The organism is Flavobacterium sp. GW823-FHT04A11, from assembly GCF_058796535.1.
The window spans coordinates 492,006-518,432 of sequence record NZ_CM179503.1 but is presented as its reverse complement, the minus strand read 5'-3'; the positions used below and the strand labels follow the sequence as shown (position 1 = coordinate 518,432).

General features: G+C 36.6%; 12 protein-coding genes. All 12 read left to right on the top strand.

The annotated features are described in order from the left end of the window. Positions 1 to 301 precede the first annotated feature (301 nt). A complete protein-coding gene (locus AC3QL1_RS02470; RefSeq protein ID WP_492494803.1) occupies positions 302 to 1,870 on the top strand; it encodes a glycoside hydrolase family 28 protein in 1,569 nt (522 codons plus the stop codon). Positions 1,871 to 1,931: 61 nt separating this feature from the next. After that, positions 1,932 to 2,849, top strand: coding sequence for a glycoside hydrolase family 43 protein (locus AC3QL1_RS02465; protein WP_492494801.1), 918 nt, complete (start codon positions 1,932 to 1,934; stop codon positions 2,847 to 2,849). Between the two features lie 75 nt (positions 2,850 to 2,924). Then, positions 2,925 to 4,790: a six-hairpin glycosidase gene (locus tag AC3QL1_RS02460; protein ID WP_492494799.1), complete on the top strand. Its 1,866-nt coding sequence runs from the start codon at positions 2,925 to 2,927 to the stop codon at positions 4,788 to 4,790. Positions 4,791 to 5,037: 247 nt separating this feature from the next. Further along, the gene (locus AC3QL1_RS02455) at positions 5,038 to 7,818 is read left to right on the top strand and encodes a glycoside hydrolase family 78 protein (protein ID WP_492494798.1); all 2,781 of its coding nucleotides are present in this window, start codon (positions 5,038 to 5,040) and stop codon (positions 7,816 to 7,818) included. Between the two features lie 300 nt (positions 7,819 to 8,118). Next, entirely contained in the window at positions 8,119 to 9,537 is a 1,419-nt protein-coding gene (locus AC3QL1_RS02450; protein WP_492494796.1) for an alpha/beta hydrolase family protein, read from the top strand. 155 nt (positions 9,538 to 9,692) lie between these two features. Beyond that, positions 9,693 to 12,143: a glycoside hydrolase family 95 protein gene (locus tag AC3QL1_RS02445; RefSeq protein WP_492494794.1), complete on the top strand. Its 2,451-nt coding sequence runs from the start codon at positions 9,693 to 9,695 to the stop codon at positions 12,141 to 12,143. A 238-nt stretch (positions 12,144 to 12,381) separates the two neighbouring features. Next, entirely contained in the window at positions 12,382 to 13,947 is a 1,566-nt protein-coding gene (locus AC3QL1_RS02440) for an MGH1-like glycoside hydrolase domain-containing protein (RefSeq protein WP_492494792.1), read from the top strand. Between the two features lie 232 nt (positions 13,948 to 14,179). After that, positions 14,180 to 16,939, top strand: a complete 2,760-nt coding sequence (locus AC3QL1_RS02435) for a glycoside hydrolase family 78 protein (protein WP_492494791.1) — start codon at positions 14,180 to 14,182, stop codon at positions 16,937 to 16,939. 134 nt (positions 16,940 to 17,073) lie between these two features. Beyond that, positions 17,074 to 18,219 (top strand): sialidase family protein, encoded by a 1,146-nt coding sequence (locus AC3QL1_RS02430; RefSeq protein WP_492494790.1) that lies wholly within the window; start codon positions 17,074 to 17,076, stop codon positions 18,217 to 18,219. Positions 18,220 to 18,310: 91 nt separating this feature from the next. Continuing rightward, a complete protein-coding gene (locus tag AC3QL1_RS02425) occupies positions 18,311 to 19,195 on the top strand; it encodes a sugar phosphate isomerase/epimerase family protein (protein ID WP_492494788.1) in 885 nt (294 codons plus the stop codon). A 292-nt stretch (positions 19,196 to 19,487) separates the two neighbouring features. Further along, positions 19,488 to 22,220 carry an alpha-d-galacturonidase gene (locus tag AC3QL1_RS02420; RefSeq protein WP_492494786.1) on the top strand — a complete coding sequence of 911 codons (2,733 nt, stop codon included), beginning with the start codon at positions 19,488 to 19,490 and terminating at the stop codon, positions 22,218 to 22,220. Positions 22,221 to 22,579: 359 nt separating this feature from the next. Beyond that, positions 22,580 to 26,110 (top strand): malectin domain-containing carbohydrate-binding protein, encoded by a 3,531-nt coding sequence (locus tag AC3QL1_RS02415; protein WP_492494785.1) that lies wholly within the window; start codon positions 22,580 to 22,582, stop codon positions 26,108 to 26,110. Positions 26,111 to 26,427 lie beyond the last annotated feature (317 nt).

Below are 26,427 nucleotides of genomic sequence, written 5' to 3'. Positions count from 1 at the left end.
GCACCGCAAAGATTGGACATAATGAGTGATATAATATACCCTTCGATTTCGCTTAGGGTGACAAAAAATGAGAATAAAAATACTCTCGCAGATTTTGCAGATCAAGCAGATAAAATGAATCCTTTTAATCTGCGAAATCAGTGGCAAAAAAAAATCTGCACAATCTGCCAGATCTGCGAGAGTAAAATATTGCACGCAGATTAAAAAAAAATTTAAGCAGATTAGAGCAGATTTTTAAATTATAATCTGCTCTAATCTGCCAAAATCAGCAAAATCTGTGTGAAACCAAAAAAGCAACACAATGAAAAACATACTAATAATTCTTTTCTTCATCGCAGGATTTAACACCGCTTTCGCGAATGACGGCTGGTTAAATATCCTAAACGAAGGAGGAAACAACAAAGGAATAAAATGCACCGAAGCCATTCAAAATGCTATTGAAAAAGCTTCAAAAAATGGTGGTGGCACAATTTTTTTCCCTGCCGGGGAATATTTAACAGGCGCTTTAAAATTAAAAAGCAACATTACGATTCACTTAGATTCAGGTGCGCTATTGAAGTTTTCAGACAATTTTGATGATTATCTTCCGTATGTAGAAATGCGTTATGAAGGTTTAGTAATGAAAAGTTTCTCACCATTATTTTATGCCAAAGATGCCGAAAACATTACCATAAAAGGAAGAGGCGTAATCGATGGACATGGAAAAGCGTGGTGGAATGAGGTTTACAGAATTGAAACTGCAAAAGGACCAATTCAGTTGACGAAATACCAAAAAATGTGGGACGAGCAAAATCAGGGAATTGTATATTCTGATTATTATAAAAGAACGATTGACAAAAAGTTTTTTAGACCTTCATTTTTTCAGGCTTATGGCTGTAAAAATATTTTAATCGAAGGCGTTACGTTTCAAAATTCGCCTTTTTGGACCATCAATCCTGAATTCTGTGATAATGTAACGGTTATCGGAATTTCAATTTTTAATCCGCATTCGCCAAATACGGACGGGATCAATCCTTCTTCTTGTAAAAATGTTCATATTTCGAATTGCCACATCAGCGTTGGAGACGATTGTATTACGATCAAATCAGGAAGAGATGAAGACGGTCGTAAATACGGAGTTCCAACGGAAAATGTTACGATCACAAATTGCACGATGTTAAGCGGTCATGGTGGCGTAGTTATTGGAAGTGAAATGTCGGGAGGAATCAAGAAAATCACGATTTCAAACTGTGTTTTTGACGGAACAGATCGCGGAATCCGTATCAAAGCAGCGCGCGGAAGAGGCGGTGTTGTAGAAGATATTCGTGTGGATAATATCGTAATGAAAAATATCAAAGAAGAAGCAATTGTACTGAGTCTTTTCTACGATAAAGATACCAAAGCAGAACCTGTAACGGAGAAAACACCCATTTTTAGAAACATTCACATGAGCAATATCACTGGTTCGAATGTGAATAAAGCAGGACAAATTTTAGGAATTACCGAAATGCCAATTCAGAATATCACTTTCTCCAATATTAATATGGATGGAAAAGAAGGTTTTACTGTAAACACGGCTACAGATGTTGAATTTCACGATGTAAAAGTAAATGCAACGCTTGGTTCTTCTTTCAAAATTTCAGATTCAAAAAATATTATTTTAGACAATGTAGGATCATCAACACCAATAAAAAATGTTCCGGTTATTAAATTAGAGAATGTTTCTAATATGATGATTAACAATAATTTTCCATTCAATGCAACCGATGTTTTTATCGAAGCTGACGGAAAAGAAACAAAGAATGTTTTCCTGAAAAATAATGTTTTTAACAACGTAACAACATCAGTTAAAAAAGGGAAAGATTTAGATAAAAAAGCAATTACAGAATAAAAACTGGTGAGTCAACTTTGTCAAAGTTTTGAACTTTGACAAAGTTTAAACGCAATACAAAATGAAAAAAATATTCATCATCATAACCCTTTTCCTTTTTGCGATAAGTTATTCGCAGAAAAAGAAAGAAATTTATCTTTTTACGTCGTTCAGAGAACCGGCGACAGAAGGTTTATATCTGGCTTACAGTGAAGACGGTTACAACTGGAAAGGTCTTGAAGGATCTTTTTTGAAACCGGAAATCGGTGCAAGCAAAATCATGCGTGATCCGTCAATTACAAAAGGTGCAGGCGGAATCTATCACATGGTTTGGACAACCGACTGGAAAGGCGGAAACGGTTTTGGATATGCAAGTTCTAAAGATTTGATTCATTGGTCGCAGCAAGAATATATTCCGGTAATGAAAAACGAACCGGAAGTCGTAAACGTTTGGGCGCCGGAAATTTTTTACGATGATGTCAAAAGAGAATATATTATTATTTGGGCGTCAACAATTCCGTTTCGATTTGAAAAAGGAGTTGAAGAAGAAAAAAACAATCACAGAATGTATTATGTGACCACAAAAGATTTCAAAACATTCTCTGACACTAAATTGTACTACGATCCTGGTTTTAGCGTAATTGATTGTGTGATTGTAAAAAAAGCAAAGAAAGATTATGTTTTGGTTTTGAAAGACAACACCAGACCAATGCGAAATATAAAAGTGGCTTTCGGAAAATCGCCATTGGGACCATTCGGAAAAAGTTCAAAACCATTAACCGAATATTTGTCAGAAGGACCAACGGTGGTAAAAGTCGGCAAAAATTGGTTGTTGTATTATGATAATTACGGATCAAAAAATTATAAAGCTTTAAGTACTTCAGATTTTGTTCATTTTGAAGATGTTTCTTCAAAAATAAGTCTTCCCGAAGGACACAAACACGGAACAATTACGACAATCTCTGAAGAAGTTTTAAAAGGGTTAATTGATAAAAAATAAAGAATTTATTCTCAACGTAAACCCGACAGGTTTTTAAAACCTGTCGGGTTTAATCAGGATTTAAAAAAACACATAATGATTGCTTTCCAAAAAATAAAAACCAACCTCTTAACAACAGCCACAATTCTATTGGTTTGCACCGCTGTGAATGCACAAAATGACACTGTGCGTTATGTTGGTAAAACACTTTCAAATGTCGATTATCATCACGGACAATTAAGTCCGGCGGTTGGAGTTCACGCGACACAAATTATGCGTGCGAGCCGTGAACATCCTGAAAAAGCAGATGGTTTTGGCTGGACATACAATCATCAGCCGATGATGGCGTATTGGAACAATACCTTTTACCTGCATTATTTGAGTGATCCTTCAGGGGAACATATTCCGCCGAGTCAGACTTTATTAATGACTTCAAAAGATGGCGTAACGTGGACAAAACCTGCCGTAATTTTTCCTATTTATCATATTCCTGACGGATGGAAAAAAGAAGGCGTGGAAGGCGTTGCCAAAAATCTGGATGCGATTATGCACCAGAGAATGGGTTTTTACACCTCAAAAGACAACCGACTTTTCGCTTTAGGATATTACGGAATTGCAATGGATGAAAAAGACGATCCAAATGACGGAAAAGGAATTGGCCGTGTGATTCGCGAAATCAAAAAAGACGGAAGCTGGGGAGAAATTTATTTTATCAGATACAATAAAACGTGGGATAAAACGAAATCGGCTTTTCCATTTTATACGACATCAAAAGACAAAGGTTTAAAAAAAGCCTGCGAAGAAATCCTGACCAATCCTTTGGTTTTACAACAATGGGTGGAAGAAGCAGATCGCGATGATGAATTAATTCCGCTGCAAAAACCGTATAAAGCATTTAGTTATTACCATTTGCCAAACGGAAACGTGGTTGGTTTATGGAAACACGCTTTAACTTCAATCAGTAAAGACGGTGGAAAATCCTGGGAATATATGCCGTTGCGCGCGCCGGGTTTTGTAAACAGTAATGCTAAAATCTGGGGACAAAAAACATCTGATAATCGTTATGCAACACTTTATAATCCGTCAGAATATCGTTGGCCATTAGCTATTTCGACGAGTGATGATGGCTTGAATTACAAAGATTTATTGTTAGTTCACGGTGAAATAAGTCCGATGCGTTATGGTGGAAACTACAAATCTGCTGGTCCGCAATATGTTCGCGGAATTACAGAAGGTGACGGAACTCCGCCTGACGGAAAAATTTGGGTGGGTTACAGTATGAATAAAGAAGATATTTGGGTAGCTTCGGTTCCTGTTCCGGTAACTTCTGTTGTGACTGAAAATGTAAATGATGTTTTCAATAATCTTCCGAACGGTGAAGAATTGAAATATTGGAATACCTATGATCTGGCTTGGGCTTCGACTAAAATTGAGAAGAAAGCAGATGGGAAAAAATGGCTGACTTTAAGAGATCAGGATTATTTTGATTATTCCCGTGCAGAACGTGTTATTCCGTTTGCAGAAAAAATGGAAGCTGTTTTTACGATTATGCCGGAACAAAACAATCACGGATTATTGCAGATTGAATTTCAAAATAAACAAGGATTACCTGCTGCAAGATTAACTTTTGATTCGGATGGACAATTGAAAGTAAAAACCGGGGCACGTTCTAATACAATTGCAAAATACGAAGCAAATAAGACATATAAAATAACGGTAAAATTAAACGTAAAAACGCGTTCATACACCGTAAAAGTTAACGACGAAAAAGAATCAACCAAGATATTTTATGCACCGGTAGAAGGTTTTGAAAGAATAATGTTCCGCACAGGCGACCAAAGATATTCTCCAAATGCAGACACAGAACCGGACACAGATGATTATGATGATTTGCCTCAAACGGGAAAATTAATCCCTGAAGCAGTATTTAATATTGAATCGTTGATAACGAAAAGAAATTAATATAGCCGCGAATTACACGAATTGTCACGAATTATTTTTGATTATAGATTTAAAAATTAGTGAAAATTTGTGTAATTAGTGGCAAAAAAAAGAACGCGGATAAAACGGATTCGCTAAAGCGAAGACGCAGATTGACGCAGATTGACGCAGATTTTTATCTAAATAATATAATGAAAAAATCCGTTTTTATCCGCGTCTTTACGTAGTAAATCCGTTTCATCCGCGTTCAAAATCTCAACAATAAGAAATGAAGAATTTCAAAAATATAGTATTAGCAATTTGTCTTTTAGTAACTCTGGTTTCTAAAGGGCAGATTTTGCCTGTTCATCTAACGACAGAAATGGCTGATAATCCATTAGCCGTGGTTCAAAATCAGCCGAGATTAAGCTGGCAGTTGGTTTCAAAAGAATCTAATGCGTCACAAATTGGTTATTATATTTTGGTTTCATCTTCTGAAGAAAAACTAAAAAATGATGAAGGAGATATTTGGAACAGCGGAAGAATAGATTCGAATAAAAACCTGCAGATTGCTTATGGCGGAAGTCCGTTAAAAAATGAAACCAAATATTTCTGGAAGGTTAAAGTATGGAATCAAGCAGGAAAAGTTTCTAAATGGAGTAAAACAGCATTTTTTAGAACTGCTTCGTTAGAATCAGAATTAAATCCGGTTTGGATTGGTGCGATCACAAAAGCGGATAGTCATTTACCTGAAGGAAGAAATTTTCATTCGGCAACCTATAAAAGAGAGAAAAAAGATGTGATAATAAATGCATCAGATTCGTTGTCGCGCAGAAGTATCATGCTTCGTAAACCTTTCGAAATCAAAAAAGAAATTAAAGAAGCGGTCGTTTATATTTCAGGTTTAGGACATTATGAATTAACGATTAATGGAGAAAAAATCGGGAAAAGTGAGTTTGCGCCTTTATGGACAGATTACGATAAAAGCGTGAATTATAATGTTTATGAACTGAATCCGAAAGAATTAGAGAAGGGAGAAAACGTAATTGGAGTTCTTTTAGGAAACGGAATGTACAATACTCTTGCCGAAAGATATACCAAATTTTTTGTGAGTTTTGGTCCGCCGACTTTATTCTTCAAAATGAAAATTAGCTATAAAGACGGTTCGTCAGAAATCATAAAATCTGATGAAACCTGGAAATACAGCAAAAGTCCGATTACGTATAATAGTATTTTTGGAGGTGAAGATTACAACGCCAATTTAGAGCAAAAAGACTGGAATAAAAAAGGTTTTAAAGATGCAGGCTGGAAAAAAGTTGTGATTCAGGAAGCGCCAAAAGGAATTTTAAGAGCTCAAACGGCACCGCCAATTACGGTTCAGAAACAATATGAAGTTAAGGAAGTGAAAGAATTGAAACCTAACTTTTATGTTTTTAATATGGGACAAAATCTTTCGGGATTTACAACCATAAAAGTAAAAGGTAAAAAAGGTCAAACCGTTCGTGTTTGGGTTGGCGAAGGTTTAAATGAAGACGGAACAGTTGGTCAGGGAAGATCAGGAAAACCATATTATTACGATTATACTTTAAAAGGCGAAGGCGTAGAAGAATGGCAGCCAAAATTTAGTTATTACGGGTTTCAATATGTGCAGATTGAGAATATCAATTATAAGGAAACCAAAGATGAAAATCTGCCGACACTTGTCGATTTAAAATCGAATTTCATTTACAATTCGGCAGGTGAAGCGGGAACTTTTGCATCTTCAAATGAAATTTTCAATAAGACTCACGAACTGATAAATAATTCGATAAAAAGTAATTTTCAAAGTGTTTTTACCGATTGTCCGCAACGTGAAAAATTGGGCTGGTTAGAAGAAATTCATTTAAACGGACCGGGATTAATGTTCAATTATAATCTGGAAAGTTTTATTCCGGCTTTAATGCAGAATATTTCTGATGCACAACGTGAAAATGGATTAATTCCGACGATAGTTCCTGAATATGTAATTTTTGGAGGTGACTTCACCGATTCTCCTGAATGGGGAGTAACAGGCGTAATTCTGCCGTGGATGTATTATGAATATTACGGCGATGCTTCTTTAATTGAGAAATATTATCCTGTAATGAAAAACTACGTAGATTATTTAGGAACGAAAGCTACCAATAATATTGTTTCGCACGGTTTGGGCGATTGGTACGATTACGGAACTCACGCCGCAGGATACTCTAAAAACAGTCCGATTGCACTTTCGGCAACTTCGCATTATTTTTATGGAGCGAGTTTGGTGGCTAAAGCGGCTAAATTATTGAAGAAAACAGAAGATATTGAGAAATATGAAACGTTAACTTCGGATATTAAAACTGCTTTCAACAAGGAATTTTTCAATCCGGAAACCAAACAATACGGTACAAATAGTCAGTTTAGCAACGCTGTTCCGGTTTATATGGATCTTGTAGAGCCGCAATATAAAGAGGCGGTAATGCAAAATTTGCTGGCAGATATAAAAGCAAAAGGCGACAGATTAACAACAGGCGATGTTGGAAATCGTTATCTATTTCAGGCTTTGGCGCAAAATGGCGAAAACGAAGTGATGTACAAAATGAACAATCATTATGATGCGCCAGGTTATGGTTTTCAGATTAAATTTGGTTTGACCACTTTAACGGAACAATGGGATCCAAGAAAAGGAAATTCATGGAATCATTTTATGATGGGACAAATTGAAGAATGGTTTTACCAAAGTTTAGCCGGAATTGTTCCCGATAATAAAAATCCTGGTTTCAAACATTTCTTTATTCAGCCGGAAGTTGTGGGCGATATGACTTTTGTAAAAGCAACTTACAAATCGATTTATGGAAATATTGCTTCGGAATGGGAGAAAAAAGACGGAAAATTAATTTTGAAAGTGGAAATTCCGGTGAATACTTCGGCAACGGTAAAATTGCCGGTTGCTAAAAATTCAGAGATAAGAATTGATAAAAAAGTAGTGAAGACAGTTTTTGATGAAAAAGATAAAAAGCCAACTTTAGGATTAGGTTCAGGAAGTTATATAATAGAATGTAAAATTTAGAACGCGGATGACACGGATTCGCTAAAGCGAAGACGCGGATAAAAACGGATTTTTTTATTGATGTAAGATGAATAGCCTCCAGTTTTAACTGGAGGTTTAAAAGATAAAAGTTAAAGGGCTTTAGCCAAATTAGTAAGTTAGGCTAAAGCCAATTTTGGAATCAAATTATTTGCCCCCAGTTAAAACTGGAGGCTATTCAAAAAAAAATTAAAAATTCGTGTCAATCCGCTCCCGATAGCTATCGGGATTACGAAGTAAATCTATTTCATCAGCGTACAACGAATACACAACAATATCAACATGAAAAAAATAAAATACATCTTCTTAGTTTCCATTTTTGCTTTGACATTTGCCAACGCGCAAAGCACTTCTGATACTAATTTTAGAAAACCGGTTTCAGAAACTTTAAAGAAAATAGAAACCGTTTTTAATGTAACAATTAACGACGACCGAGGTTTACTAAAAGGAAAAGAACTCGATTATGCGGATTGGCGAATTGAACCCGGAAATTTGGCGATTTCGTTAACTAATATTTTGGCTCCTTTTGAATTGATGTATTTCAAACAGCCGGATGGAACTTATATCATCCGCAAATATGAAAACCATAAAGTTTCAGTTGATAAAGGAAAAGAACGTCTGGATTATTTGACGACTTTATATTCGAATGTAACGGAATGGGAAGCGCGAAAAAAAGAAATAAAAGCGTGTATGATTACGTCTTTTGGTTTGGATAAAGCGCCGCCAATGCCAAAATCAAAACCTATTTTAACTCCAAAAAGAATTTATAAAGATTACAGTATTGAAAATATTGGATTGGAAATTTTGCCGGGAGTTTATGTAACAGGTTCAATTTACAAACCTTATCCGTTAAATAAAAAAGCTCCGGTAATTTTAACTCCGGACGGACATTTTGGTGACGGAAGATATAGAAAAGACGAACAATACCGTTGTGCAATTATGGCCAAAATGGGCGCAATAGTTGTAAGTTACGATTTGTTTGCATGGGGAGAATCATTGTTGCAATTTCCAGAACAAACACACAGAAATAGTATTGCATCAACCATTCAGGTTTTAAGCGGCATCCGATTATTGGATTATTTGGCGACTCAAAAAAATGTGGATATGTCGCGTGTTGGCGTTACAGGCGGTTCAGGCGGCGGATCACATACGATGTTTTTGGCTGCAATTGATGATCGCGTAACCGTTTCTGCTCCGGTTGTAATGGTTTCTTCTCATTTTTCGGGAGGTTGTCCGTGCGAAAGCGGCCGCGGAATTCACCTTTGTGGAAACGGAACAAACAATGCTGAAATATCGGCAATGATGGCACCAAAACCACAATTAGTAGTTTCTGACGGAAAAGACTGGACATTGGCAGTTCCGGAACTTGAATTTCCTTTTATTCAGAGAACTTATGAACTTTACGGTAAAAAAGATTTGGTAGAAAATGCTCATTTTCCAAAAGAAGGACATGATTTTGGAGTTTCAAAACGCATGGCTTTGTATCCGTTTATGGCGAAATATTTAAATTTAGATTTGAATAAAGTAAAGAATGAAAAAGGTGAAATCGACGAATCGACTTGTGTGATTGAAACTTATGATAAATTATATGTTTTTGGCAACAAGGCAGAAAATTTGCCTAAAAATGCTTTGAAGGATATCGACAAATTATATGAAATGTTTGGAGAGAAGAATAATAAGATTTATGAGGTTAAAAAATAGCCACGAATTCACGAATTATTAATCTCCATAATCTGCGAGAGTAATTTTTCACGCAGATTTAGCATATTTTAATTATTCAAAAAATAAATTTGAGAAATTAAACACAAAGAATGATTAGAATAAATTCGTGTAATTCGCGGCGAAAAAAATATACTATGAAGTTAAAAATTAAAATTACAGCAATTTGTCTCGGAATTTTTTCGCTTACAGCAACAGCACAAAGCGACCTGAAATTATGGTACGACAAACCTGCTGCGATCTGGAACGAAGCTTTGCCATTAGGTAACGGACGTTTGGGGGCGATGGTTTTTGGCGATCCTGCTGTAGAACGTTTACAATTAAATGAAGAAACAATTTGGGCCGGTTCTCCAAATAGCAATGCACATAATAAATCAATAAAAGCATTGCCCATTGTTCGTCAGTTAATTTTTGACGGGAAATTTGATGAAGCCCAGGAATTGGCAACGCAGGATATTATGTCGCAAACCAACGACGGAATGCCGTATCAGACTTTTGGAAGCGTCTATATTTCGTTTCCCGGACATCAAAAATATACGAATTATTACAGGGATTTAGATATTGAAAATGCAACGGCAAAAGTAAAATATACCGTTAATGGCGTTGAATTTACCAGAGAAATTTTAACCTCATTTTCAGATCAGGTTATTGTGGTGAAACTTTCGGCGAGTCAGCCGGGACAGATTACGTGTAATGTTTTTATGAATAGTCCGCTTGATAAAACGGTTTCCGCTTCAGATGGAGATCAGATTTTGCTTTCGGGAATCGGAAGCAATTTTGAAGGCGTAAAAGGCAAAGTAAAATTTCAGGGAAGATTATCGGCTAAAAATAAAGGCGGAGAAGTTTCATCCAGCAACGGAATTCTGAGTATCAATAAAGCCGATGAAGTAACACTTTATATTTCGATAGCGACGAATTTTAAAAATTATCAGGATATTTCAGAAGATGAAGTAGCAAAAAGTAAAGGATATTTGGCGAAAGCCGAAACAAAAGATTTCGAAAGTATCAAAAAAGACCATGTTGCTTATTATCAAAAATTCTTCAACAGAGTTTCTTTTGATTTGGGAACAAACGAACAGGCAAAGAAACCAACCAACGAAAGAATCCGTGATTTCTCGAAGCAATTTGATCCGCAATTGGCGAGTTTATATTTTCAGTTTGGACGTTATCTTTTAATTTCGAGTTCACAGCCGGGCGGTCAGCCAGCCAATTTGCAGGGAATTTGGAATGATATGGTAACACCACCGTGGGACAGTAAATACACGACAAATATTAATGCCGAAATGAATTACTGGCCGGCAGAAGTAACCAATCTTTCAGAAATGCACGAACCGTTTATTCAGATGGCGAAAGAGTTAAGTGTTACGGGTGCAGAAACTGCCAAAACGATGTACAACGCAAACGGTTGGGTATTACATCATAACACAGACATCTGGCGCGTTACGGCTCCGGTCGATTATGCAGCATCCGGAATGTGGCCTACGGGCGGCGCCTGGGTAAGTCAGGATTTATGGGAAAGATATTTATATACCGGAGATAAAAATTATTTAAAAGAGATTTATCCGATAATAAAAGGAGCTGCAGATTTCTTTTTAGATTTTATGGTTATCGATCCTAATACCGGTTATTTGGTAGTGGTTCCGTCAAGTTCACCTGAAAATACACACGCAGGCGGAACAGGAAAAGCGACAATTGCATCCGGAACCACGATGGACAATCAGTTGGTTTTTGATTTGTTTACGCATGTTATCGAAGCTTCAAAATTAGTTGCTCCGGACGAAGTTTATACTAAAAAAGTAAGCGAAGCTTTAGTAAAAATGCCTCCAATGAAAATTGGAAAACACAGTCAGCTGCAGGAATGGCAAACCGATTGGGATAATCCGGAAGATAAACACAGACATGTTTCGCATTTGTATGGTTTGTTTCCGAGTAATCAGATTTCACCAATAAAAACACCTGAATTATTTGAAGCTGCTAAAAACTCTTTAAATTACAGAGGAGACGAATCTACAGGCTGGTCAATGGGCTGGAAAGTAAATTTGTGGGCAAGACTTTTAGACGGAGATCATGCTTATAAATTATTGCAGGATCAATTGCATTTGGTTACGGCAGAACAAAGAAAAGGCGGCGGAACGTATCCGAATATGTTAGATGCGCATCAGCCGTTTCAAATTGACGGTAACTTTGGATGCACAGCCGGTTTTGCGGAGATGTTAATGCAGAGTCAGGAAGATGCAATACATTTATTGCCTGCTTTACCAAGCGTTTGGAAAGACGGAAGCATAAAAGGTTTGGTGGCCAGAGGCGGATTTGTAATTGATATGACGTGGAAAAACAATAAAGTTTCGGAGTTGAAAATTTATTCGAAAATAGGAGGAAACTGCAGATTGAAAGTAGAAAATACTTTAAAAGGAAATTCTCTTAAAAAAGCAAAAGGGAAAAATCCAAATCCTTTGTTTTATGATGTTGAAGTGAAAAAACCGATTATCTCTAGTGAAGCAAAATTGCCTAAAGTACAATTGCCAAATTACAATATTTACGATGTGAATATGAAAGCCGGACAGACGTATACTTTTACTGGGAATTAGTATAATGCGATTAGAGCTGACAGGTTTTAAAAACCTGTCAGCTCTCGATACGTTTCCTGCAAGGTTTTCAAAACCTTGTAGGTATAAGTTAGCAAGTCTGGTTTGTCATTTCGAGGAACGAGAAATCACACTCGAAACTCGACAAAGATTGGTGATTCTCGTTACGGAATCCCGCGTGTGATTTCTCCTTACGTCGAAATGACAAAACTATATGAAAAGAATAAAATAGAAACAGAATATGTTACATCATTTTAAATACAAAATAATCACTTTACTAATCTTGATTGCAACTTTAAGCAGTTGCAAATCTGGTGCAAATCAATCAAATAAAGGAACAGCAATTATTTTAAAAGAAAATAATTTCAAACATTATGTTGATTATTTCAACACAATGGAAGATGAAAATATAAAAGGCGCGATTCCGAATGATTCAGCGTGGACTTGGATGGAAAAAAATATTCCGTTGTTTGAATGTCCGCAGCAAAATTTTGAGGAGATTTATTATTTCCGTTGGTGGAGTGCGAGAAAGCATATTAAGAAAACACCGCAAGGATTTGCGATTACTGAGTTTTTGGTAGATCGCTCTTACGCAGATAAATACAACATGATTAGTTGTGCTTTGGGACATCATATTAACGAATTTAGATGGGTTCATGATCCGCAGTATATTGAGCAGGATGTTCATTTGTGGTTTAGAGGAAATGACGGAAAGCCAATGAAAAAGCTTCGTACTTTTAGCAGCTGGACCGCTGATGCTTTGTATAACAGATATTTGGTAAATAAAGACGATAAATTTTTACTGGATATGTATCCTGATTTAGTTGCAGAATATGCAGCCTGGGAAGGCGACAGAAAACGAAAAGACGGATTGTTCTGGCAATTTGATGTAAAAGACGGAATGGAGGAATCGTTGAGCGGAGCCAGAAAATTTAGAAATGCGCGTCCGACAATTAATAGTTATATGTTTGGAAATGCAACCGCTTTGGCAAAAATGGCAAAGTTAAAAGGCGATACAAAACAAGAAAGTTATTTTTCTGCAAAAGCTGATACTTTACAAAAATTAGTAGAAACAAAATTATGGAATTCGAAAAGTGAATTCTTCGAAACTTTTACAGAAAAAGATACTTTGGCTCAAGTTAGAGAAGCAATTGGTTTTATTCCGTGGTATTTTAATTTGCCACAAAAAGATAAAGGTTTTGAAAAAGCTTGGGAACAAATTAAGGATGAAAAAGGATTTTCGGCGCCATTTGGTTTGACAACAGCCGAAAGAAGAAGTCCGCGCTTTAGAACGCATGGAACAGGAACCTGCGAATGGGACGGTGCAATTTGGCCTTTTGCCAGTTCGCAGACTTTAACTGCTTTGGCTAATGTTTTGAATAATTACGATCAGAATTTTGTTGCTAAAACGGATTATTTCAAGCAAATGAATTTATACGTAGAATCGCAATATTTTCACGGAAGACCTTATTTGGGAGAATATTTGGATGAAACTACTGGATATTGGTTAATGGGCGAAAGAGAACGCAGCCGTTATTACAATCATTCGACTTTTAACGATTTGATGATTACAGGATTGGTTGGTTTACGCCCTAGAGCTGATGAAAAAATAGAAGTGAATCCGTTGATTCCGCAGGAAAAATGGGATTGGTTTTGTCTGGATAATGTTTTGTATCACGGCAATATTATTACAATTCTTTGGGATAAAACAGGGGAGAAATATAAGAAGGGAAAAGGTTTTAGAATCTTTAAAAACGGTAAGGAAATTGCGGTTTCTGAGAAATTAGAGAGGTTGGTTTCTGAGTAAGAATTGGCACGCGGATGACGCGGATTTAAACGGATTTTATTTCTAATTTTTGCGTAGTATTTGTCATCCTGAGCGAAGTCGAAGGAAACGTCAGAAACTCCGCAATCAAAATCCCCAATCTTTGTCGAATTACTCGCGTATCCTTCGACTTCGCTCAGGATGACATAAAAAATAAAATCTGCTCAATCTGCGAGAAACAAAAAATCCCGCAAAGAATTTTAAAATTAATATCATGAAAAAGTTTTTTTTACATATAACATTCATCATTATAACCTTGATTTCTTTTTCGGCGAAAGCCCAAAATAAAATCACTGTTGCAAATTTACAATGCGAAATGCTGAATAATCCGGAAGGAATTGATGTGGTTCAGCCAAGATTGAGCTGGCAAATAAATGCAGAGGTAAATGATGTAAAACAAACGGCTTATAAAATTATTGTTGCTTCGACGCTAGAAAACTTAAATGCTAATAAAGCAGATTTCTGGGATAGTGGAAAAGTGGAAAATGATGAATCTGTCAATATTATTTATAAAGGAAAAAAACTGGGTGACAGACAAAATGCATTTTGGAAAGTAACTGTCTGGACAAATAAAGGAGAAATTCAATCTAATGAAAATGCTCATTTTAGTATGGGAATTTTAAATTATGCAGATTGGAAATCGACACGCTGGATTGGTTACGAAAAAGCTTCTGCCGGAGATAGTATTTCTCAATATTCTAAATTATCAGCAAGATATCTTCGCAAAGAAATCAACTTAAAAAAGCAAATCAAAAATGCCAAAGTTTATATTATGGGTATGGGTTTGTATGAGTTGTACATTAACGGAAATAAAATTGGCGATCAGGTTTTGGCTCCCGTTCCTACGGATTATACGAAGAATGTAAAATACAATGTTTTTGATGTGACTTCGGAATTGAAAGAAGGCAAAAATATGTTGGGAACCATTTTAGGAAACGGACGTTTTTTTACGATGCGTCAGGATTATAAACCTTATAAAATTAAAACTTTTGGTTATCCGAAAATGGCTTTGCAATTGTTTGTAGAATATACGGATGGAACAAAAGAGGTTATAAGAACAGATGATACGTGGAAAGTCACGACAAACGGACCAATTTTATCCAACAATGAATATGACGGCGAAGAATACGATGCCCGTAAAGAAATGAAAGGTTGGAATACCACCAATTTTGATGATAGAAACTGGTTTTTGGCAGAATATGTTCAGGAACCGGGAGGTTTTTATGAAGCGCAAATGACGCCGAACATGAAAATTATGGGCGAGGTGAAACCGGTTTCGATTAAGCAGACTTCAAAAGGAACTTATATTCTGGATATGGGTCAAAATATGGTGGGTTGGCTGCAATTGAAAGTAAAAGGGAAAAGCGGCGATAAAGTAACTTTAAAATTTGCAGAATCTTTACAGGCTGATGGTTCTTTATATATCGAAAATTTACGTGATGCGAGAACGACCGATGTTTATACTTTAAAAGGCGAAGGCGAAGAAATTTGGGAACCGAGATTTATATTTCACGGTTTCCGTTTTGTAGAAGTTTCAGGATTTCCTACGAAACCAACTGTGGATAATTTTGTTGGAAAAGTGGTTTATGATGACATTAAAACTATCGGAACTTTTGAATCTTCCGATGCTACGATGAACCAGATTTTCAAAAATGCTTATTGGGGAATTCGAGGAAATTATAAAGGAATGCCAATCGATTGTCCACAGCGAAATGAGCGTCAGCCGTGGTTGGGAGACAGAACAACCGGCGCTTATGGCGAAAGTTTTATATTCGATAATCAGACTTTGTATGCAAAATGGCTGGATGATATCAAAAATGCACAAACGGCAGATGGCGGAATTCCGGATGTGGCGCCGGCATTTTGGCGTTATTATGGAGATAATGTTACATGGCCGGGAACGTATATCACGGTTGCCGATATGTTGTATCAGCAATTTGGAGATAAAAAAGTAATTGAAAAACATTATCCGGCAATGAAAAAATGGATCGGATATATGGAAGAAAATTACTTGGTTAAAGATTTAATGACCAAAGACAAATACGGAGATTGGTGCGTTCCGCCGGAATCATTAGAATTAATTCACTCTAAAGATTCGACCAGAACTACAAATGGCGAATTAATTGCAAGTGCTTTTTATTATCATTTATTACAGAAGATGAAAAAGTTTGCGACAATTAACGGAACAAATTCTGATGATATTAAATATTACGACTTACTTTCTGAAAGAATAAAATTGGCATTTAATGCGAAATTTTTCGATCCAAAAACAAACAAATATGCTAATAATACGGTAACGGCAAATTTACTTCCGCTGGCATTTGGACTTGTTCCTGAAAATTTACAGTCTAAGGTTTTCGAAAATATTGTTCATGAAGTTGAGGTAACGTACAAAGGACATATTAGCACCGGAGTTATTGGAACTCAGTTTTTAATGCGAACGTTATCGAAATTTGGAAGACCTGATTTGAGTTACAAACTGGCTTCGAATAATACATATCCAAGTTGGGGATATATGGCAAAAAACGGAGCCACCACAATTTGGGAATTATGGAATGGAAATACGGCCGATCCTAAAATGAATTCTCAAAATCACGTCATGTTAATGGGCGATTTATTGATTTGGTACTACGAAAATATAGCCGGAATCAAAAGCAATCCTGAAACTCCGGGCTTCAAACAAATTATCATGAAACCTGATTTTGAGGCTGGGTTAACTTTCGTAAATGCTTCTTATGAATCTGTTTACGGATTGATTAAAAGTGACTGGAAAAAAGCTAAAAACAAACTCGACTGGAAAATAACAATTCCTGCAAACAGTTCAGCGTTGGTTTATTTACCGGTTTCGAATGCTTCAAATGTAATCTTAAACAATCAAAAGTTAAACGGTCAATCTTCATCTTATACAATTGAAAACAACAATTTGGTTTTGAATTTGTCATCCGGATCTTACTCTATCGCCGTAAAGCGTTAATTTTAGACAATTCGGGACAGTACAGGATGCATTGTTAAATTTTTAGTGTTATTTTTACACTTAATAAATATTTTTACCTAAAAAAATATTAGGAATGTATTTATAAGCCAAATTTTAATTCAAATAAATTAAGAATGAAGATCATAAAATTGACATTTGTCTTGTTTGGACTTTTCCTTTTAGGAAGTTGTAAACCGACTTTACAAAATAAAACCTGGAAAGAAGGGATTTTGGTTGATGAATTTATATATGATAAAGCACCTTACCCGTCTTGCCACGCTGTTACAATTGTCGAAGCTACAAATGGCGATTTAGTTTCTTCCTGGTTTGGAGGAACGCACGAAAGACATCCTGACGTTTGCATTTATGTAAGCATAAAACCAAAAGGAAGTGATAAATGGGGCGAAGGCGTTAAAGTTGCTGATGGCATTATGAAAGAAGGCCCGAGATTACCAACATGGAATCCGGTTTTATATCAAATTCCGGGTGGTGATTTAATGTTATTCTACAAAATAGGACCAAAACCATCTGAATGGTGGGGTGTAATCAGAACTTCATCTGATGGAGGAAAAACCTGGTCTGAGGCAAAAAAAATGCCTGATGGTTTCTTAGGGCCAATCAAAAACAAACCGGTTTTATTAAGCAACGGAACTTTATTATGTCCGTCAAGTATTGAAGGCGACGGCTGGAGAATTCGTATGGAATCGACTCCTGATTTCGGAAAAACATGGGTGATGGGCGATACTTTATCAAGAGGAAAACAAAAGATAAATGCGATTCAGCCCAGTATTTTATTCCACAAAGATGGAAGCATTCAGGCAATTGGAAGAACCAGAAACCGAGCAATTTTTAGCACTTTCTCAAAAGACAACGGAAAAACCTGGTCTGACGTAGCATTAATTGGTCTGCCAAATAACAATTCAGGAACGGATGCCGTGACCCTTAAAAACGGCAAACATTTATTAGTATACAATCACGTTTTACCTCCGGGAACGGAAGCAAAAGGTCCAAGAACACCTCTAAATGTTTCTATTTCTGATGATGGAATTAACTGGAAAGCGGCTTTAGTTTTAGAAGATTCAAAAATAAGTCAATATTCGTATCCGTCTATGATTCAAAGTGCTGACGGAATGGTGCATATCGTTTATACCTGGAGAAGAGAAAAACTGAAATACGTAAAAATCGATCCAAGTAAATTAAAAGCACTTCCAATCAAAAACGGAATTTGGCCTGGAGACGAAAATAAAGTTGTAACGGCTGTAAAAGCGGAAGAAGAGTAAAAAAGTTCGCCACGAATTCCACGAATTTGCACTAATTAAAATTAAAAAATTAGTGTGAATTCCTGTAATTCGTGGCAAAAAAAATATACACATGATATATAATAAACATTTATTAATTGCTATGTTCGTTGCCTTATCAACAACATTCAACAGTTGTGCAACGGCTCAGTCTTCTAAAAAACAGCAATATAAAGTTGCCGTTTGTGACTGGATGATTTTAAAAAGACAAAAATTAGGCGCTTTTGGTTTGGCAGCTGAAATCAAAGCCGACGGAATAGAACTGGACATGGGCGGCTTGGGAAACAGACCAACTTTTGACAGCAAATTAGGTGACCCGGTTGAAAGGCAAAAATTTCTGGATAAGTCTAAAGAATTGCATGTGGGAATCAGTTCTATTGCCATGTCCGGATTCTATGCGCAGTCTTTTGCGAAAAGAGAAACCATAGAACCTATGATTAATGATTGTGTAAAAGCAATGAAAGACATGAAAGTGAAAATGGCTTTTCTTCCGCTTGGAACAGAAAGCGATTTGATTAAAAATCCTGAATTACGTCCGGTAATTGTCGAAAGATTAAAATGGGCAGGAAAACAAGTTGGTAAAATTGGTGGTGTGATTGCGATTGAAACTTCATTGAGCGCTACGGATGAGAAAAAATTACTGGAAGAAATTGATTCCAAATACATCAAAAGTTCATTCAATTTTGCCAATGCCGCAGATAACGGAAGAGATATTGTAGCGGAACTAAAAATATTAGGTAAAAAACATTTGGGTCAAATTCACGCTTCCAACACAGATAAAGTCTGGCTTGAAAATGATACAATGATCAATATGCCGGAAATTAAAAAAACGCTTGATGAAATGAAATGGAGCGGCTGGTTAATTGTAGAACGTTCCAGAGATGTTACGCAGGTTCATAATGTGAAAGTGAATTACGGCGCAAATGTGGCGTATCTAAAAAAGATTTTTCAGAATTAAAAAAACATTTAGCCACAGATTAAAGGATTAAAAAGATTTTTTTTCAATCTGTGGAAATCTTTTAATCTGTGGCAAAAAAGCAAAAGTAAATCTGCCAGATCTGCCAAATCTGCGTGAAAAAATTTACTCTCGCAGATTTGGCAGATCTGGGAGATTTTTACTCTCATTTTTGTCATCCCGAGGAACGAGGGATCTCCGCAAGAAGCTCTATATAGAAATGTCAATCTTTGTCGAATCACGAGTGTAATTTCTCTATCGAAATGACAACTAGTTGAATAAAAATTACAATACAATGAAATATTTTACTTTACTTTTTTTAGTCCTCTATACCACTTTCGCAACAGCGCAAAATGTTACTATTGTAAGCGACAGCAAATCGCCAAGAGCGCAGTTTGGAGCCGAAAAATTATCAGAAACTTTATCTGGAAAAGGATTTAAAATAGTTTCTTCTGATAAAATAGCTAAAAAGTCAAAAGATAAAGTAATTGTTATTGGCGAAAAAGGAACTGATTTCTGGAAACAGAATTCGAAAAGTGCTAAAATCGACGATAGTAAACTAGCGAAGAAAGAAGGTTTTCAAATTCGCACTCAAAATAATATTATTTATATCGAAGGAACTGATGCTTCGGGAGCTTTATATGGCGCACTGGAATTGGCAGATCGTATTAAAACTTCCGGAAAACTTCCGTCAGAAATCAATATAGAAGACAGTCCGGAAATGGTTCTGAGAGGCGCTTGCATCGGAATGCAGAAAACGACTTATCTTCCGGGCAGAGATGTTTATGAATATCCGTATACACCGGAAACTTTTCCATGGTTTTACGACAAAAAACTTTGGATAAAGTATCTCGATATGTTGGTCGAAAACAGAATGAATTCTCTTTATTTATGGAACGGACATCCGTTTGCCTCTTTGGTTAAATTAAAAGAATATCCGTTTGCGATGGAAGTCAGCGAAGAAGATTTCAAAAAGAACGAAGAAATTTATAAATTCTTAACGGTTGAAGCCAATAAACGCGGAATCTGGGTGATTCAGATGTTTTACAACATTATTGTTTCTAAGCCATTTGCCGAACATTATAACATCAAAACACAGGATCGTTCGCGTCCAATTACGCCTTTACTTTCAGATTATACGAGAAAATCAATTGCTGCTTTTATAGAAAAATACCCAAATGTTGGATTATTAGTTTGTTTGGGAGAAGCCATAAATACGATTGATGATGATGTAGAATGGTTTACCAAAACCATTATTCCCGGAGTTCAGGACGGTTTAAAAGCCTTGGGAAGAACAGACGAACCGCCAATTATTTTACGTTCGCACGATACAGACGGACCTTTGGTGATGGAAAAATCTTTGCCGTTATACAAAAACTTATACACAGAAAGTAAATATACCGGAGAATCTCTGACCACTTATACGCCAGGAGGACCTTGGGGTGAAACCCATAAACAATTGAGCGCTTTAAAATCAATTCATATCGAGAATGTTCATATTCTCGCCAATTTAGAACCTTTCAGATACGGATCTCCGGATTTTATCCAGAAAACGGTTAAAGCAATGCACAGTGCGCACGGAGCCAATGCATTACACTTATATCCGCAGGCATCGTATTGGGATTGGCCATATTCTGCCGATAAAACAAAAACAGGCGAACGAATTCTCGAAATGGATCGCGACTGGATTTGGTACAAAGCCTGGGCAAGATATGCGTGGGATAGTAAAAGAGATCGAAATGAAGAAGTTAAATATTGGGATAATGATTTAGCCGCTAAATACGGAACCGATTTAGAAGCGGCGAATAACATCCAAAAAGCATACGATGAAACCGGAGAAATTGCGCCAAAAACCTTAAGACGTTTCGGAATTACAGAAGGAAACCGCCAAACTTTATTGTTAGGAATGTTCGAAAGCCAATTGGTAAATCCGTCCAAATGGCGTGTTTATCCGGGATTTCACGAATCTTGCGGGCCTGCGGGAGAATTGCTTTTAGAATATGCCAAAAAAGAGTGGAACAAAGAACCGCATTCAGGTGAACTTCCAACTCAGATTATTGCCGAAATCACAGAACACGGAAGATTGGCAGTTGAAGCCATCGACAAAGCCGAAGCGAGCGTTACAAAAGACAAAGAAGAATTTTTGCGTCTGAAAAATGATATTCATGCCTATAAAGCCTTCGCCGATTTCTTCTCAGAAAAAGTAAAAGCTGCCTTGTTGGTTTTGAGATACAGCTATTCCAATGATATTGCGGATCTTGACAAAGCGATGCCACATTTGGAAAAGAGCATCGAGCACTACGAATTATTGGTAAATCTTACGAAAGACACGTATTATTACGCCAATAGTATGCAAACCGCTCAGCGCCGAATTCCGATTGGCGGTGACGACGGAAATAACAAAACATGGGCAGAATTATTGCCACATTACGAGCGCGAATTAGTTAATTTTAAACGTAATTTAGAGTTATTAAAATCATCAAAAGATGGTAAGATTGCGACCAAAGAAGGAAAACCTTGGCAAACCGCAGATGTAACTTTACTAAGCGAAAGTAAAGGAAATTATGCCGTGAAAAATGGAACAAAAGTATACGGAACGCCAATTTCAGAATTGACAAAAATAGCGCCTGAATTGCAAAATTTGAAAGGAATTACGTTTGATGAAGCTTCACAAAACGAAAACGGAACGCATCTGAAATTCAAAAATATCAAAGCCGTAAAATTGGTTGTAGGTTATTTCAATTCAGATCAAAAGAGATTTTTATTTCCGCCAAGTTTAGAAACTGATGCTGCAGGAAATGCTTACGGTCAGGCCGAAGTTATTTTGGCAAGCGCCATGAATCTTAAAGAATTACCTCGTGTAAATATTCATACCTACACGTTTCAACCCGGCGAAAATAAACTAGATTTAGGTAAAGGAAGAGTATTAATTTTAGGGTTTATAGATGCAAATCAAACCATAACGCCTCGTGATGTGGGTTATATAGATGCCGGAGAAAAAGGTGCGATTGACTGGTTGTTTTATTAATAATAATTAGAATAAAGTGTATAATTTGGGCGTGCCCCTCCGGGTCGGGCTGTACGTTCCCGCTTTTAAGGTGAAGACCCGAGCGATAGCGAACAGGCGGAGCAAAAATCACCTTAAAAAAGAGCTCCACTGCCATCCCTCACGCGCACTCACGATAAGTTAGACCTGATAGGTTTGAGAAACCTGTCAGGTCTGCTCAGTGAAAAATAAGTAACGTGTGTCATTTCGACGAAGGAGAAATCACATCCAGAGAGCAACATACTTTGTGGGACTTCGACTTCGCTCAGTCTAACAGAAAAAAGAATTTAAAATTTAAAACTTAAATTACCTTATATCACTTATATGGTTTAAAAAAAAGCATGAAGAAGATTTTTTTTATTTATTTTTTATTAGTTTTTTGCTCTGTCCAGAGCCAGGTGAAACATGCGTCAGCGGAATTGCGTAGAGAGATTTCGCTGAATTCATCTTGGGAAACTATCATTTTAAATAATCCCGTACAGCAAGACGAAAACTTTGTGAGTAACCCGAAAATCGATTCGCAATGGCAAAAAACTGATGTTCCGCATAACTGGGATCAATATTACGGGTATCGCAGAATGAAACACGGTAATTTGCACGGAACAGCCTGGTATCATAAAACATTTAAAGCAGATAAAAAAGACAAAGGCAAACGCCTTTTTTTGTATTTTGAAGGAGTAGGTTCGTATGCCACAGTTTGGGTAAACGGAAAAAAAGTGGGAGCGCATAAAGGTGGCAGAACTACTTTTACAATCGATATTACAAATGCGGTTTCTTTTGAGACAGAAAATAATATAATGGTCAAAGCAGATCATCCTTCCTTTATTGCAGATCTTCCGTGGGTTTGCGGCGGGTGTTCCGGTGAGTGGGGATTTTCTGAAGGTTCTCAGCCATTGGGTATTTTCAGACCGGTTTCTTTAATAGTTACAGATGAGGTTCGTGTGGAACCTTTTGGCGTTCATATCTGGAATGATAAATCAATTTCTAAAGAAAAAGCGATTCTGCATACTACTACAGAAATTAAAAACTACGGAAAATCAAACCGTGATTTAACGATCGTAAATACACTTTTTGATGCTTCAGGAAAGGAAGTTGCTATCAAAAAAAGTAATATCAAAAGTCTTTCTGGGGAAACAAAAGAAATAGCACAAACACTTCCTGAAATTTTAAATCCAAAATTGTGGTCGCCGGCAAATCCCTATTTATATCAACTCGTAACTTCGGTTTATGAAAACGGAAAGAAAATAGACGAACTAAAAACACCTTACGGAATTCGCTGGGTAAGCTGGCCAATAAGCCGTGACGGAAAAGACAATCGTTTTTTTATCAATGATGAACCTTTATTCGTAAACGGAATTTGCGAATACGAACATATGATTGGAAACAGCCATTCGTTTTCTGACGAACAAATTCATGCCAGAATCGAGCAAATAAAAGCCGCCGGATTTAATGCTTTTAGAGAAGCACATCAACCTCATAATTTATTGTACCAAAAAGAATTAGACGAAAACGGAATTCTGTTTTGGAGTCAGTTCTCGGCACATATTTGGTACGATACACCGGAATTTAAAGAGAACTTTAAATCCTTATTACGAGAATGGATAAAAGAACGCAGAAACAGTCCGTCGGTTGTAATGTGGGGATTGCAGAATGAAAGTACAATCCCAAAAGAATTTGCAGAAGAATGCACGCAGATTATTCGCGAAATGGATCCGTTATCAGCATCTCAAAGAATCGTAACAACTTGCAATGGAGGTGAAGGAACAGATTGGAATGTCGTACAAAACTGGTCAGGAACGTATGGCGGTGATCCTTTAAAGTACCATCTCGAAATGAGTACACAACTCTTAAACGGAGAATATGGCGCATGGCGAACAGCAGATTTACATACCGAAGGTGAGTTTGATCAAAAAGGGATTTTGAGCGAAAATCGTTTTTCACAATTAATGGAAATCAAAGTCCGCGAAGCTGAATCGGTAAAAGATAAAATCGCGGGACAATTCAACTGGCTTTTTGCTTCGCACGAAAATCCGGGGCGTTCTCAAAACGGCGAAGGATTTCGAGATATTGATAAAGTCGGACCTATAAATTACAAAGGACTTTTTACCGTTTGGGGCGAACCTCTGGATGCGTATTATATGTACCGCGCCAATTATGTTTCGAACAAAACCAATCCGATGGTTTATATTGTTTCGCATTCCTGGCCAAGTCGTTGGGATTCGGCAGGCATAAAAAACGGAATTGATATTTATTCAAATTGTGATGAAGTAGAATTGTTTAATGATGTAAATAAATCTTCATTAGGCAAATTGAAGAATCCGGGATTAGGTCAGCATTTTCAGTTTAATAATGTCAATATTCAATACGATGTTTTGTATGCTGTGGGTTATGTAAACGGAAAAGCGGTTGCGAAAGATTATGTGGTTCTGAATACGCTTCCGAAAGCGCCAAACCTAAAAGCGTTATATACCGATCAAGCCGATATTACAAAAGCCAAAAAAGGATATAATTATATTTACAGAGTCAATTGTGGTGGTTCTGAAATGACAGATTCATCTGGAAATACATGGCTTATCGATACTCATAAAAATGGCGAACATACCTGGGGATCTTTATCCTGGACAGATAAATTTGAAAAACTTCCGGATTTTTATGCGAGTCAAAGAAGCACTTTTGATCCAATTTCGGGTACAAAAGATCCTGAATTATTTCAAAGTTTCAGATACGGAACAGATAAATTAAGTTACGAATTTCCTGCTCCGGATGGAGAATATTTGGTCGAATTATACTTTACAGAACCTTGGTACGGAACCGGTGGCGGTTTAAATTGCAAAGGCTGGCGTTTGTTTGATGTTGCTATAAACGATAATGTTGTTTTAAAAGATTTTGATATTTGGGCAGAAGCCGGACATGATAAAGCATTGAAGAAAGCTTTTGTCGTAAAAAGCAAAGGAGGAAAAATCAGGATTTCTTTCCCGAACGTAAAAGCCGGACAAGCTATTATTTCGGCGATTGCCATTGCCACAAAAGACATACACGCAAGACCCGCAAACGAATCACCTAAAAACATTCAAAATGTTGTTTTAGATTCTCCAATTAAAAATGAATTCAAAATAGCTTCATGGCTTGATATGAATTCTAAACAATATTCAGATGCTGAGGTTGTTTTTACTAAATTGCCTTCAGAAGTTTATGGAGCTGATTATTTACAGTTTTTATCCAAATCTAAAAGTAAAGGTTCGTTTACAGTCAAAGAAGATTCGGATGTTTATGTTTTGATTGACAATAAAATAACAACAAAATTTTCAGGATTATCTGATTATAAAAAATCAGAAGAAATGGCAAAGAATAGTAATAATGTTGAGTTTGCTGTTTTTTCTAAAAAAGTAAAAAAGGGTGAAAAAGTACTTTTTGACAATTCAGAAACGATAAGTTCTATTATTGTGGTTCCAATTTATGACATGGGCGAAAAAGATGATTCGCGCCCGATTGTTATTTTCGAAGCAGAAAATGTCAAAACAACCGGAAATGATATTGTAAAAGGAAATTTCAAAAAAGCGGATTATATTGAATTCACAAAAAAGACAAATAACAGCATTCAGTTTGAGGTAAAACCCGGAGTTGCCGGAATTTATTTAATGCGTTTCAAATTCATGAACAGAAATGAGACGCCATTAAAAGTACATTTCAAAATGGAAGATGCTTACGGAATTTTAATGCGAAATGATACAATAGAATTTTTTCCTTCACCGGAAAAATGGAAAGTTTTGAATACAACTTCAGGCGGATATATTAACGCAGGAACATATAAAATTACGTTGGAAGGCGAAGATTTGAAAGGATTGATGCTGGATAATTTTGAATTTCAATAGGTTTTTTTTTGAGGTTCAAAGAGGCAAAGGTTCAAAGGTGCAGAGGTTAGAGGTTAAAAAATTAAACCATATAAGTTATATAAGTTCATTTAACGTTGAGTTTTATTGTAGAGGCGCACAGCAGTGCGTCTACGTTCCAATTGTAAGGCTGAGCGTAGTCGAAGCCCCGCAAAGTTTTGCCTCATTTTTGTCATCGCGAGGAACTCCGCACCGAATGATGTCGTTACTTTGTCAGGCTGAGCGGAGTCGAAGCCCACGCAACGTAGCTCGACAAAGATTATGGAATATTGGACTGGGGCTTCTCCCGAAGTTTCGGG